Source organism: Paenibacillus sp. FW507-14B1B (genome assembly GCF_058781425.1).
Window position 1 is genome coordinate 944,525 of record NZ_JBYSWS010000001.1, and the last position, 14,223, is coordinate 958,747.

9 protein-coding genes are annotated in these 14,223 nt (G+C 44.2%); all 9 read right to left on the reverse strand.

Features of this window, described 5'->3' with window-relative positions; all coding sequences use genetic code 11:
* Window positions 1-34 precede the first annotated feature (34 nt).
* The 9 genes from AC3WJJ_RS04445 to nth all read right to left on the reverse strand — a co-directional run bounded on the left by AC3WJJ_RS04445 (window position 35) and on the right by nth (window position 14,212).
* Window positions 35-1,003, reverse strand: a complete 969-nt coding sequence (locus AC3WJJ_RS04445) for a substrate-binding domain-containing protein (RefSeq protein WP_492538368.1) — start codon at window positions 1,001-1,003, stop codon at window positions 35-37.
* The gene (locus AC3WJJ_RS04450; RefSeq protein WP_492538370.1) at window positions 1,000-2,808 is read right to left on the reverse strand and encodes a sensor histidine kinase; all 1,809 of its coding nucleotides are present in this window, start codon (window positions 2,806-2,808) and stop codon (window positions 1,000-1,002) included. Before AC3WJJ_RS04450 ends, AC3WJJ_RS04445 begins: the two co-directional genes overlap by 4 nt.
* 9 nt (window positions 2,809-2,817) lie before the next feature.
* Window positions 2,818-4,467: a response regulator gene (locus AC3WJJ_RS04455; protein ID WP_492538371.1), complete on the reverse strand. Its 1,650-nt coding sequence runs from the start codon at window positions 4,465-4,467 to the stop codon at window positions 2,818-2,820.
* Window positions 4,468-4,750: 283 nt separating this feature from the next.
* The gene (locus AC3WJJ_RS04460; protein WP_492538373.1) at window positions 4,751-5,206 is read right to left on the reverse strand and encodes a GNAT family N-acetyltransferase; all 456 of its coding nucleotides are present in this window, start codon (window positions 5,204-5,206) and stop codon (window positions 4,751-4,753) included.
* Between the two features lie 134 nt (window positions 5,207-5,340).
* Complete coding sequence (locus AC3WJJ_RS04465; protein WP_492539580.1) at window positions 5,341-7,194, reverse strand: ABC transporter ATP-binding protein; 1,854 nt, start codon at window positions 7,192-7,194, stop codon at window positions 5,341-5,343.
* Window positions 7,195-7,202: 8 nt separating this feature from the next.
* The gene (locus AC3WJJ_RS04470) at window positions 7,203-8,981 is read right to left on the reverse strand and encodes an ABC transporter ATP-binding protein (protein ID WP_492538375.1); all 1,779 of its coding nucleotides are present in this window, start codon (window positions 8,979-8,981) and stop codon (window positions 7,203-7,205) included.
* A 446-nt stretch (window positions 8,982-9,427) separates the two neighbouring features.
* Window positions 9,428-13,066 (reverse strand): dynamin family protein, encoded by a 3,639-nt coding sequence (locus AC3WJJ_RS04475; protein WP_492538377.1) that lies wholly within the window; start codon window positions 13,064-13,066, stop codon window positions 9,428-9,430.
* A gap of 158 nt (window positions 13,067-13,224) precedes the next feature.
* Window positions 13,225-13,500 carry an NAD/NADP transhydrogenase alpha subunit gene (locus tag AC3WJJ_RS04480; RefSeq protein ID WP_422660874.1) on the reverse strand — a complete coding sequence of 92 codons (276 nt, stop codon included), beginning with the start codon at window positions 13,498-13,500 and terminating at the stop codon, window positions 13,225-13,227.
* 25 nt (window positions 13,501-13,525) lie between these two features.
* Entirely contained in the window at window positions 13,526-14,212 is a 687-nt protein-coding gene (gene nth / locus AC3WJJ_RS04485) for an endonuclease III (protein WP_422660873.1), read from the reverse strand.
* Between the last annotated feature and the right edge of the window lie 11 nt (window positions 14,213-14,223).

Here is a 14,223-nt window from a genome sequence, read left to right on the forward strand (position 1 = left end):
CTCATCTGTTTTATGAAAATTCTCATGATTATCTTCATCTTACAAAAGGAAACAATTGTTTCTGATTCTCCGGCCACAGCATATTATCTAAATCTATCATTTTGGTTGGTGTTTCGACTCGTTCAGGTACCTTCCTGCCCTCTAGAGCTTCTACAGCATATTGAACAGCAAGATAGCCATTACTGAACGGGTTCTGGATAAGCGTTGCTTGAATCGTTCCTTCCTGAAGAAGTTCAATGATCTCCGGCGTACTATCAAAAGTGACCAGCTTAACTTGACCACCTAAACCAAGTGCTCGGATCTCTCTTGCAGCTCCTACTGATGAAACACTGTTCAGAGAAGCAACACCGTCTATGTCATAGGATTTAATCATTCTGCCCGTAATATCAGCTGCCAGATTCTCATCTGATCCGCAGTATCCAACTTCCATGATTTCTATTCCGGGAAAACGAGATATGTAATCCGTAAATCCTTCCATTCGTTCTGCTTCGTCATATGCACCTTTGACAAAGCTAACCACTCCGATTTTTCCAGATGAACCTAGCAGATCGACCAAGCGCTGTGCAACTTTCTGACCTGCATCATAGTTATTCGCCCCTATCCGGGTCTCGACCCGAGCCGAAGCAACATCAGCATCCAATGAAACCATAGGAATGCCATAAAATGCAGCTTTATCTGCAGCCTGTCCCAGTTCCATATAGTCACTCGCTGCAAGGACAATTGCATCCGATTTATACTCAATAGCTTCTTCCACCATCTGAATCTGACCTTCGATATCGTCTTCGCTGAATGGAGCCTTGAAATTTAGTTCGATATTATACTCTTTGGCAGCGACAAGAGCGCCCATCCTTACCGTATTCCAGTAGTCTCCTCGGTTCATCTTTACGATCATATCAATGGAACGCATTTTGTCTCGAACTTTATTGTCTGGGAGGTCGCCTGAACAGCTCGTCATTCCAAGCAGCATAGCCATCGTTAAAAAGATACCCCAAGGTCGTTTCATGAAGAGATCCTCCCTTCTGAACGATCATTTGGCCACTGCGCTGGAATCGTAACTGTCACGGTCGTCCCTTCTTCTCGCTCACTTTCATAATACAATCCATATTCAGGACCATATGCTAAGGTAATACGTTCATTCACATTTTTAACGCCCACGCCTGAGCCCTTTCCTCCCTCAGATTCACCACTCATCACGTCCTTTAGTTTCGATGGAGACATTCCGAGTCCATTATCAGCAATCGTAAACCGAACAATATGTTGATCCAAGACGGCCTTAATCGTAATCATTCCAGGGTCATATTGCTCTTCCAAACCGTGTACAATTGCATTTTCAACCAAGGGTTGCAGGATTAATTTCAAGGTCAGACAATCCAACACCTGATCATCTGCTTGAATAACAAATTGAAATTTGTTCTTATAACGTATATTTTGAATAATCAAATAATTCCGGACATGCTCAAGCTCATCCCTGACTGTGATAATGTTATTCCCTTTAGCAAGGCTGATCCGGAACAACTTCGATAATGAGGTAATGGTCTTTACAACCTCCTCGTTATGCCCTCTCTCCGCAAGCCGAATAACTGAATTCAGCGTATTATACAGAAAATGAGGATTGATCTGTGCTTGAAGCACATCAAGCTCGCTTTTGCGCTTGGCCTCCTGCTCCAGAATAATCTGTTCCATAAGCTCTCTGATCTGCTGCACCATCAGATTGAATCGGTGAGATACGCGCTCTACTTCGACAAACCCCTTAACATCCACTGGAGATGAGAAGTCTCCCCTCTCTACTTTTTTCACTGATTTCTCTAGTCGTAGAATCGGTTGAGAGATCTTGGCAGATACGAATACAGAGATGATAATGACACATGCCAATACAGCTGCGAGGAACCATAACAAGAATTCTCCCAAATCACGTTTCGTTGTCACAATCTCAGAGGGATATGATACACCAACAATCTTCCAACCAATTGGCTGCACGGATCGAACTGTAATATAACGTTCCTCGCCTGTAGATAGATCCGTATAGTTACCAAAATTGTACTTAAGCACAGGCTCCATATTCTCATATTTCAAGCCTGCGTAAATCAGTTGCTGCTGCGGATGGTACACAATATTCCCGACTGAATCGGTTATGTAAGCATATCCTTTTTTTCCCAGACTAACCTGAGAGCTTAACTCATCAATCGTACGAAAGTTAATATCAACCATGAGTACACCTTTTTGCGTCTCCCCATAGGCTCGATAATTGATCACCCGACTCATGGAAACGACCCATTTGTACTGGCCTTGGTAAAGGTTCTGAATATGTGGGGCTGATATAGACAATTGATTAGGGCTTCGTATCGAGGTCTCGAACCAGCTTTGTGAAGTCAATCTTGTATTATCCATCATCGGCTGAGCGGGTACATTGATAACGGACTGACCATCCATCGTGAATAATGCAATAGATACTAAATCCTCTCTAGTCTGCAAAAGTGTTGATAACTGCCCTCTTAACGAAGAATTGTTGTCGGTACGCTTACCATCGAATTGATCCTCTACCACGCGATAAATATCTTGCATTCCCTTTACGTAAGTCTCAAGGTTACTGCTGACCTGTTCGATAATCTGCTGAATATTCAGGTAAGCATTCTCTTCAGCAGTCCTTGAGAACTTATCGTAAAGCATGAAACTGACCACCAATACTACAATCATGGTGATGATAGAGATAAGGAAAGTGATCATCACCTGAATGCTGCGGAAGCGGAATAGAAGTCGATCTGAAACAGAGCTTTTCAAACGAAAAAAACGTCTAACTCTCCGTACCATATCGCTTCCTCATCCTTCCCCGGCTGTACGGTATTCTTTCGGTGAAACCCCGAACGTCTTACGGAAACAGAAACTGAAATAATTGGGGTCGGAAAATCCGCTTTTCTCTGCAATTTCAAAAGCCTTCAACGTGGTCGTTCGCAGCATTTCCTTAGCCGCATTCATGCGAACTTGCATCAGATAAGTTACAAACGTCATCTTGGTTTCTTTCTTAAAAATAGAACTGAAATATCCCGTGCTTATATGCAGCAACTTGCATACGCTGCCAATTGATAAATCGCTATCCGAATAATTTTTATGTATAAAAGCTTTTGCTTCCTCCACCGCATTCCTTGCGCTGAAATGCCGTTCAGATTCATAATTGCAAGCAAGCTTGTCACAAATCTGCCGTAGACGGTTCTTTAGTTCGTCAGGTCCAGTGAATGAAGTAATCTCTATTAATGAGTTCATATCCGAACCGAATAACTCTTGTGGATTCGTTCCACTCTCTTTCGTGAGCCTAAGAATAAGCGCCATAATCTCTAACCAATAGATCTGATAATCTTGAATCGAGGCTGTCTCCACCGTTTGTTCTTCGAACATGGAAGAGATCACCAATCTACGTTCCTCCTCTGTCCCTACCTTAATACTACGAATAAGTCTTTGTTCATTGCGTTCATCAAGGGTTATAACAGGCTGCGAGGCTCTTGAGGCTTCAACATCTTCAATCCAAATAACCCGATTATTGCCATGTACTAGTCGATAATCTACGGCCTGCCTCGCTTCCTGATAAGATAAATAAAGGCTTTCGGGTGTATTTCTAATGGCTGAGGCACCTATGGTCACGGTCAGTTTTAAATATTTCTCCACCTTATCACGAATGACTTCAAGTAACTGAAAAGTTTGCTTCGTCAAACATTCAGCATTCAGATCCCCATGGGTAATTAGAATAACTTCTTCACCTGCTATAAAAACAAGATTCCGATCTGAGTCGCTTAATTCATCTGCAATATTACGAACTGCAAACAGTTGAAGATTTCGGTTGTTCCCATTACGCAGAGATACCGTCTCTCTGGAGTTCTCGATATTGGCTTCTGAACAAGACGGAGATGTATCTGGTGAGATGACTGCCGTAAGATAAGCGCCTTCCGTAAGAGTAAGGTTAAACGTTTCACACTTCATTCTTATATCTTCAAGTGATATCCTAGTTGTCATCAGCTCAGCTAAAAACATTTCTTTTAATATAGGTAAGCTACGTGCATAATGAGCTCTAAGCAGGTGAATATTCTCAGTCTGAGCCACTTCCACTTCAATCTGTTCCTTCACCTTAAGTAATATTTGAATGAGTTCTTGAGATGAAAAGGGCTTCAGAACATACTCATCAATCTGCAAAGTTATAGCTTTACGGGCATATTCGAATTCATCATACCCCGTTAAAATAATGACCTTTGTCAGTGGATAGTTCTCCCGAATCCACTCTGCTAGTTGAAGGCCATCCATAAAGGGCATCTGAATATCAGTCACGACAACGTCTGGCCTGCTCCGTTCAATCATCTCCATCGCTTCTTGTCCATTCTCAGCACGATCAGTAACGATATATCCATATGTCTCCCAATGGATCTGCTCCATCAGACCTTCTCTAACGTCCTCTTCGTCATCAACCAATATCAGCTTTAACATATTTCACACGTCCTTTATTCCTTCACTTGTTCATTGTAGATGAATACTTATCCATTCAACCCTCAAAAATGATAACGCTTTCCAAATGTATATTCTGGATTACAAGAGCCGCTCCCTGCAATACAGAACACAAAAAAGACCTATTCCCTCAATAAATTGAAAGAATAGGCCGATACTCCTATGATTCTGCATGATACGAAATGCCACGGTTACAATTATGTATGCTTACAAAAAGAGAAACCCGTTCCCTAACGGAGGGAGCGGGTTGGAGAAAAAGGCTGAACTACAGTTGCTTTACGAACTGATAGCCTGCTTTTTCAAATCCGATATGTTCAAAAAATGCATGTGCCGGGGCTAAACCTTCCCGGTTGCCGCTTGTGAGAAACAAGAGGTTGCTTCCCTGCTGTTTTCCCCAATTCTCTCCACCGCGTACCAATCGTTTGCCGATTCCTTGGCTGCGGCAGCTTGAGGTTACAATCAACGAAGTGATTTGAGTTGCCCATTCAGTCTCTGCGAAGGATTTGACCTGACGAAGCATCATCATACCTACTACCTTACCGTCTAGCTCTGCAATCATGTTGCAGTAGAGCGGGTTTGCGCTCATCATTTCCATCCGATCACGCATTACATTCAGCGTTGTTGGATAATGTAACTCGCGCATTAAAGACGTGACAGATTCCAAATCTTTTTTCTCAAACGTTCGAATCAGCAGTGCAGGCGCAGACAAAACGCTATCCATGCTCATTATACCCTCATGCTTCCCTTCTCGTATGATATCTTCTCCACATTATCTATTTTCGTAGTTTCTGACGAAGATTGCAAGAGGGTTCCGACAAATTTCTCTCTATTATACGAATATTATTCACTTAAATGTTACAAAAATTTATACTGAGCTTCGATCAATCCGTGATAGGTTCCCTGCATATTCATAAGCTGGTTATGATTTCCTTGTTCGATGATTTGACCATGATCCAGAACAACGATTAAATCAGCATGTCTGATTGTCGATAAGCGGTGTGCAACGATGAAAGAAGTACGTCCTTTCAGAAGCACCTTTAACGCATCTTGAATTTTGAGCTCGGTCTCTGTGTCGATACTTGCCGTTGCTTCATCCAAGATAAGGATACGAGGATCTGCAAGAAGCGCTCTTGCAAATGATAATAGCTGTCTTTGGCCCATAGACAACATGTTACCTCGTTCTTCTACTTCCGTATCATAACCATTCGGCATATTGATGATAAACTCATGCGCATCGACCGCTTTGGCTACCTCTTCAATCTCCTCATCGGTAGCATCGAGACGACCAAACCGGATATTGTCACGAATCGTTCCTGAGAAGATAAAGGTATCTTGCAGCACTATTCCAATCTGATGACGAAGACTCTCAACCGTTACCTGGCGAATATCATATCCATCAATCGTGATCTTCCCATCGGTTATATCATAGAACCTGCTCAAAAGGTTAATGATCGTACTCTTACCAGATCCAGTATGCCCTACGAGAGCGATCGACTGCCCAGCTTTTACATCCAGATCAATCCCTTTCAATGCTTGACGACCTTTCTCGTATTCAAATACCACTTTCTCTAGCTTAATATCACCTTTAATTTGAGGAAGTTTCTTAGCATTTGGAGCGTCATCAATATTTGGCTTCTCATCAATAAATTCAAATATCCGTTCAGATGATGCCATCGCTACTAAGAGCTGGTTATACATTTGACCCAGACGGTTAATTGGTTCCCAGAAATTACCCACATAGTTTGAGAAGGCAATCAAGAGACCTACGGTAAGTTCCCCGCTCTGAATTAGCGTTGCTCCAAGCCAGAACAAGATCAAAGATCCGAAACCACCTGTAATTTCGATCAGTGGACCAAATGCTTGGTTCATCGCTGAAGCCCTATCCCAGGACTTCTTGCTATCCGCATTCATATGATCAAAGAACTTCATGTTCTCTTCTTCCTGCGTGTAAGCCTGCGTTACACGGATTCCTTGAATCGATTCATTCAAGTGGGAGTTAATTCGAGAATTCTTCGTTCGAACTTCCTGCCAAGCTCTGCGGATTTTTATACGCAGTGCCGTTGAAATGAAGAACATAATAGGTACCGTAACAATAACAGCCAGACCTAATTTCCAGTTAATTAAGAGCAAGATAATAACGATACCGGCTAACTGTACACAGTCGATCAACAAGTTGACCACACCGTTCGTAAATAGGTCCTGTAAAGAGTTAACGTCATTCGTAACCCGGACTAGAACTGAACCAGCTGGACGTTTGTCATAGAAGTTGAAGGACAAACGCTGAATGTGCCGGAACAGATCTGCCCGCAGGTCATAAATGACCCTCTGGCCTATAATATTTGTATATTTGATTCGGAAAATCCCTGTGATGTATTGAATAATATATAGTACAAGAACAGTAATCGTAATCTTATACAGCATATTTAAACTTGGACTACCTTTTTCAGGAGCAATAGCCTGGTCAATGGCTGCACCTGTCAGATATGGAACCGCAAGCTTCGTGATGGTACCAATGATCATGAGAACAACGATAAGCGGTATCATCTGTTTCGCATATGGCTTCATATAAGATATTAGCCGGGTTAATTGCTTCCAGTTAAACGGTTTCTCAATCGCATCATCATCTTGATATACGAACCGTTCCCCCGTTGTCCCCGATTCCTTGTTAGAACGGGAAGCCTTCAGTTTTGGCTTCCTCTCGATGTTCATCTCCGAACTCATGATTTCACCTGCCCTTCCTCATACGCCGCTGTAACGCCTCGGGCAATGAGGTCCGCATATTGAATTTTGTATACGTCCTGATAAGGACCTTCCTGTTTAATCAGATCATTGTGTTTACCACGCTGGACCACTTTACCTTCATCTAGAACCAGAATCTCATCTGCATGACGCAGTGATGATATACGGTGAGCGATAATAAAGGTTGTTCTTCCCTTCATAACTTCTTGGAAACCGGATTGAATTTCATGCTCCGTTTCCATATCCACCGCACTTGTCGCATCATCTAGTATAAGGATCTTTGGATCTTTTAAGAGTGCACGCGCGATTGCAATCCGCTGTTTCTGTCCACCAGATAGTCCCATACCGCGTTCACCAACTACTGTGTCATAGCCTAATTCCATTTCCATAATGAAATCATGTGCCTTTGCCAGCTTAGCTGCTCGAATAATATCATCCATGCTTACATTTTTCATTCCATAAGCAATATTATTGCGGATACTTGAAGAGAACAAGAAGGTTTCTTGGAATACAGTAGCAATCTGACTACGAAGGCTACGAACCTTAATATCTTTAATATTCATTCCATCAAGCTTGATACTTCCTGAATTCACATTATAGGCATGCATGAGAAGCTGAATAATCGTAGATTTACCTGATCCTGTGCCTCCGAGAAAACCAATAACGGATCCGGGTGGTGCATTCAGGTTAATATCTTTAACCGCAGCCATCTTGTTGCCATAAGCAAAGGTTACGCTATCAAATACCACATGACCTTTTACGGATTTCGGATCTAGCTCAATCGCATCTTGGCGATCCTCGACATCTATCGGTTGATTCAGTAGCTCTAGTACACGTTCACCTGAAGCTTTGGATTGCGTGTAGTTATTGATATGGAAACCAATGCCCCACATCGGCCCAATGATATACCACATCAAGCTGAAGAAGGCAACCAATTGACCAAGCGAAAGTTCTTTATTAATAACCATTGTTCCCCCTGCAAGCAGTAGGACAACGACACTTATATTCGCGAATAATTCCATGAGTGGGAAGAAACGTGCCCACAAGGATGATGCAAAAATCTGATTTGATTTATAGCGTTCGTTTCGTCCGGAGAATTTCTCTACTTCGTGCGGTTCACGAGCAAAGGATTTAACCGTCCGAACCCCTGTAATATTCTCCTGTACAGCTGTTGTTAAAGAGCTTAAAGCCAGTCGCATTTCCTGAAACGCTGGATGAATCTTGGATTCAAATTTAAGCGCTGTAAATACAAGAAATGGCATACTAACCAGCGTAAGCAAAGTAAGCTTCCAACTGATCGAGAACATCATAATGGAGCCGAAGGTCACCATCAATCCAAGGTTCAAAATTTGAGCAAATCCAAAGCCTATAAACATTCGGATTGCTTCGAGGTCACCCGTTAACCGTGACATCAAGTCACCCGTCCGTGCTGTGTCATAGTAACGGAATGATAAAAATTGCAGCTTTTCGTAGCAGGCGTTACGTAAACGGTAAGCTAAAAAGTTACCCAGTCGTCCACCAAAATAACCGTGAAGAAACTGCATACTCGCTTTGAGGGCTACCACCCCCACCACCATTAGTGCAAGTCCTGGTACAATACCAAAATTTCCGGGCAGGATTGCATCATCAATCAATTTTTGCAGCAGGTTCGGATACACGAGGCCAAGTGCGGTCGCGATCGCCAGACACAGTATGGAAAGAAAGAGATAGCTTCGTTTCTCCCAAAAGAAGCCCTGCAGTTGCCTGAGAACATTCATGTTTTTCCTCCTTTGGATTAATAACGTTCAGTTATGTAGCATTTATGAAGTTTATCATCGACCCGTTAAGGCGGCAAAGAGAATAAACCGTCATAAATGAGCTAATGAGACTTAAACGAGTCGTTTAGTGCAACTTTTCATACTTTCATGATTAAATAGTCAGTAATTCTCGTTAATACTGAGGATATGAAAACGGCTCCATTTTTCCATATCAGATCATTCAAAATTGCTCATTTTAAAGTTATTTATTTAGCATTTTATCAGCTATCCTCTCCGCTTCTAACGACTTGTAACAAGCGATTAAAAACAAAAAATCCTTTTACGCCCATAACAAAAGGGAAGCCGGACTTATAATCCGGCTTCCCTTGAAAATACAACTAAAAAGATTATCTGCTAATTAATTTAGCCCAAATCCACCATGTAGACAAATTAATGTGAGTGCTTGGTCACTTGCTTTCCATTTGAGAAAGCTCTAATGCAAGTGCACGCCAAATTTCGGGTGACTGTCCATCCTGTAAGGACAAAAGCATCGCATGAAGTGATTCTTCCAGTTGCTCTTGAAGCACGACTGCATGAAGATCTAGCGAAAGGGCGATTTCATTGGCATAATGGGATGCCATCTGTGCTTCGCGTAGTTTCACAAGTTGTGCCACTGCTTCCTTCACCTTAGGTTCTGCTGCATCGCGAAGTTTCAAGCTTCCGTTGCCTTCAAAAAAGTGTTTCGGATTCTTAAAGTTAGACCAATAGGAAAGCCAATCCTCTGTAATCTTCAATTCAGTTTCTTCAAGTGACGGAGCTGACCATTCCCTAACCTGTCGAATAGAAAACTCCAGGCCTTCGGTCATCTCTCCTACGGCTTGCGCCGTCTGCTTAGCTGCCTCTTCCGTTAATCTTCGACCCTTCTGTTCCAATCGAAGCGTGGTAGCCCAGAATTCCTGATCCAATTCGATGGACAGTGTACGCTCCAGATCCCGTCCACATGCGGCAAAAGCAGATTTTAAGCTTCCTGCATCTTCCCTGAGAACAGATGGGTGAAATGCCTCCTGAAAGAACCTTCCCATCGCATAATCAAGACGTTGACGGACATGAAAGAGAAGCTCCCCACATTCCTGTGTGATTTCTCTTGTTAAATCCAGTGATTTCAAAGCTTCCAAATCAGCTTTTGCCTTTAATCGTACTGTCTCAAGCCTTTCAATACGTCTGCTTCTAGAGTCCTCGTCCTGCTCAGCTAACTCTGCCCATGCTTCAACCCTCCGCCTTACAGAGGATACTTCGTCTAAACCTGCCCTTAAGGATAATCCAGGCAAGTCTTCAACCGCAAAACGTTCTAATGACGATTCGAATGATACAAATCCAGAGGCATCTAGTTTCTCATCATCCCCATGAACCTTACCTTTAAGAGCGGACAAGCTAGAAACCGGATAAATATGTGGATTCGCGACCCCATTTTGAATCAGATTCGTACGCACATGAGAGACAACCTCCTCTAGCTCATCCGAAGACGAAGCCAAATCAGCCGCATTTACAACAAAGAACATTTTGTCTAATGCAAAACTATCTTTAACCCGACCCAGCTGGGACAAGAACTGTCTATCGGCTTTGGAGAAAGCATGGTTATAATACGTAACGTATACAATCGCATCCGCGTTCTTAATATAATTGAAAGTCACACCCGTATGACGGGCGTGCAGGGAATCAGCTCCCGGTGTATCTACCAAAACGATCCCTTGCTCCGTAAGAGGTGAGCTATAATATAGATCAATTCCATCTACATAACAGGACTTGGTCTCATCTGCTACAAAGCCACGGTATTCCTCCATCCCTACAGACTGGATGCTACCTAGCTTCCCGTTCATTTCTTCAAATCCAGCTGCAGCTGCTTTGAGGAAGCCATAATGAGGCAATCCGGCTGGATGGACACCATCAGGTGTTAGACCATTCGCTGTCTTCCTCCAGTTCTCTTCACTCGGTTCCGCTAAGCCAAGTACACTAAATGAATACTTGAGATCATCCCACCAGACTTCTTTTGTCTTCATCCGCACAGCAGCCGTTCCATGAGGAAACTCTTCGGTTGGGAGAACAATTCGGTTTACCGCAGCTGTTGTTGGATGCGGCGAAACAGGTAATACCGATTCGCCAAGCAGTGCATTGGCGAAGGAAGACTTGCCCGCACTGAACGCTCCGAACAGCGCGAGTGTGAACGTGCCTCCTGCGAGCGCATCGGCGCGAGCATTCAGATCCCGCGCGGGCGAAGCAAGCGCAGGATGCGGCGCCAGCAGCTGTGCTGCCGCGCGAAGCTGCGCTGCCGCGGCTTCCAGCCGCTGGCGCCGGCCCCCGGCCGCGCCCTGCGGCGCGCTGCGCCGGGGCGCAGGGGCGCCGTTCCCCTGCTGCGCAGCAGGAGAACTCTTGCTGGCTGCGGCCTGTGGCATCGCAGCCGGCTCCCTCACCTCCGGCAGGAGGCCGGGGGTGAGGGAGGTGAGCGGCGGCACCAGCTGTGCCGCCGCAAGGGCGCGGTCCGCTTCCGCTTGCTGCAATGCAGCATAGCGGGCGGAAGCGGACGATTGCGCCAGCAGCTCAGCGCGCTGGCGCTCCAGCGCTTCTAGGCGGACTGCGGCATCGTCCGCCGCCAACACCCGTAGCTGATCGGCAATATCCGATACAGCTCTACGATAGCTGCCCTTGATTTCCTCGGACAGCATCTTGCAATAATTCAGCACATACTCGCCTGAAAGTACCGCATCTGCATTCACGCTATTCGTGATTTGCTCTTTAGAAAGGACAGGAAGTAATGTATCCATCGCTTCATCCCACTTCGTGCTCCAAGGTTCAAACCGTTCCACAAAAGGCTTAACTAGGCTTCGTACATGCCAATCTACCTGAGCTCTCACTTGTTCAGTTAACCGTTCATGAAAGACATCCAATCTCCGAGACTTCTCTTCCTCCGTTTTTGAAGAAGTAAACAAGAACCCTTTCTTAAATCCACTGCGACGACTTTCCAAAAAGGACAATGCTAAATCCCGAATATCAGCAGGCATGAGATTAGCATTCGCTAGAAGTGTATCTCCTTCTCGCCGCAGCTCCCCCCTCACCTCATCCGGAAGCTCACGAAGCTTGCTATGCTCTCGCTCCAATTCCTCCATTCTAGCCTTCAACGCAGCAACAGCTGCTTCACCGCCCATTTCAGTCAGTAATTGTTCCTTCTCTTCCTGATGACTGCGGGTAAATGATTCAGCGTGATGTTCTGCGGCATGACGAACCGAACATTCGACACTATAGTCCAAAAGCGCCTTACGGCTATCTAACAACTTGCCAATGACCGATTTCAAATCTTCCCATTGATTGTAGGGATGGTCCCATACCTTAAGCGAAACACACAACAGTCCGTTATAACGAACCTTCCACTGCGCAAATGCCTTCTTCACCTCTTCTAAGTATGAAGCTAATGGCAGTTCTTCATCTCGATGCTTATCAATCTGATTCACGATCAAATACAGCGGTTTGCCCCAATCGGATAAGCTTTTGGCGAATAATAGATTACTTTCGGATTGAACATGATTATAATCCATCACATAAAACACAACGTCAGCCATATGAAGTGCAGAATGTGTCGCTTGCCGGTGCCCATCATCAGTGGAATCTACACCCGGAGTATCCATAAGTACGCCTTGCTCACCGAGGATCGGTACATCATCCCACACTTCAATAGCAGAATACTCGCCACCTTCCTTACAATAAGCAGCAAGTTCCTCGGTACTAACGCGCATCGTCTCCCCTAGACCACCATCGGGACGATGGATCACCGCCTTAGCAGCGCCATTGCGGATGGTCACGACATTCGCACTTGTTGGGACTGGACCCGAAGGAAGCACCTTTTTACCGCATAAGGCATTGATCATACTCGATTTTCCAGCTGAAAAATGTCCACAAAACGCCAGCGTCAATTCTCCCGCAGCTTGCTTTCGGATTAAATCCTCCGTCAGTGCTGCAGACGACTCATCATTCCACCCTATAAATTGATCTTTAACAGCCTTTAAGAAATCAGTACTGTATCCGGTTTCATGTTCAGTTACTACTTTCAATGTCATCCCTCGCTCCTGTCCATCTTATCTATAATAAATGTCACATATTCTCAGATCATTTTATTGTAACATCGCTGGAGCTGTAAAGAAATCACTTCTCTGCAGGTAAAATAAAAAAAACGGCCCTATTTAGGGCCGGATCTTTTGAAACCAATAAGTATGGTTTATGAAAGAGCTGCATTTTCTGCTTCAGGAATAAGAATTTCAAAAACACTCCCGTGCTGCAGAATCGTTAAACCTCTCGATTTGTCGCGCATTACAACAACCTCAGGTTTTTGAGACATACGCTCTAAATAATGCTCTGGAGCTTCTCCCGAGTTGCTGTAAGTTACGCCTTCTAATTCTTTTTCTTCATTTTCTTCCAGTTGGCTCTCAACCACTTGTTCAAAAATGTCGGAGAACAATTCAAAGTTATCCGTGTAAACCGAGATGCATTTCATAATAATCCCATCCTCTTTCTCTTGTCTAATTCTTACTCCTTGCGGTCTGTACCTTATTCTTCCTGACCATGGACGTTTTCATACGCTTCTTGCCTTCACGACATACGTCGAGTAGTGGACATACCTGACATTGTGGATTTTGTGCTTTGCAGTGATATCTTCCAAAAAAGATTAGCCTGTGATGCGTTAAAGTCCACTCTTCTCGTGGTACTCGTTTCATCAGCTTTTTCTCCACTTCAAGCACATTATCGTTCCATCCAGCTAAGCCAAGACGCTTCGATACACGCTCCACATGAGTGTCCACTGCAATAGCAGGTACGCCAAAAGCGTTCGATACGACCACGTTCGCGGTTTTTCGCCCGACACCAGGCAGCTTCACCAGCTCATCATGAGCTTCAGGCACCTCACCACCATACTGCTCGATTAATAATCGGCATAGATTGTGAATGTGTTTAGCCTTGTTACGGTATAGCCCAATCCGCCGAATATCCTGTTCCAACTCTTCAATCGGAACAGCGACATAATCCTGCGGTGTTTTATATTTCTGAAACAGATCTCTGGTCACTTTGTTGACTGTTTCATCCGTACACTGTGCTGACAATAGAACAGCAATTGTCAATTCAAAAGCATTTTCATGAAGTAATTCGCAGTGTGCATCCGGAAACATGTTTTCTATCGTATCAAGTATATGTCGTACCGTGGCCGAGTTCATAACAAGATCCC

Coding starts and splice junctions, on each gene's coding strand:
- AC3WJJ_RS04445 (WP_492538368.1), bottom strand. CDS start 1,003: ATGAAACGACCTTGGGGTATCTTTTTAACGATGGCTATGCTGCTTGGA.
- AC3WJJ_RS04450 (WP_492538370.1), bottom strand. CDS start 2,808: ATGGTACGGAGAGTTAGACGTTTTTTTCGTTTGAAAAGCTCTGTTTCA.
- AC3WJJ_RS04455 (WP_492538371.1), bottom strand. CDS start 4,467: ATGTTAAAGCTGATATTGGTTGATGACGAAGAGGACGTTAGAGAAGGT.
- AC3WJJ_RS04460 (WP_492538373.1), bottom strand. CDS start 5,206: ATGGATAGCGTTTTGTCTGCGCCTGCACTGCTGATTCGAACGTTTGAG.
- AC3WJJ_RS04465 (WP_492539580.1), bottom strand. CDS start 7,194: ATGAACATCGAGAGGAAGCCAAAACTGAAGGCTTCCCGTTCTAACAAG.
- AC3WJJ_RS04470 (WP_492538375.1), bottom strand. CDS start 8,981: ATGAATGTTCTCAGGCAACTGCAGGGCTTCTTTTGGGAGAAACGAAGC.
- AC3WJJ_RS04475 (WP_492538377.1), bottom strand. CDS start 13,066: ATGACATTGAAAGTAGTAACTGAACATGAAACCGGATACAGTACTGAT.
- AC3WJJ_RS04480 (WP_422660874.1), bottom strand. CDS start 13,500: ATGAAATGCATCTCGGTTTACACGGATAACTTTGAATTGTTCTCCGAC.
- nth (WP_422660873.1), bottom strand. CDS start 14,212: ATGAACTCGGCCACGGTACGACATATACTTGATACGATAGAAAACATG.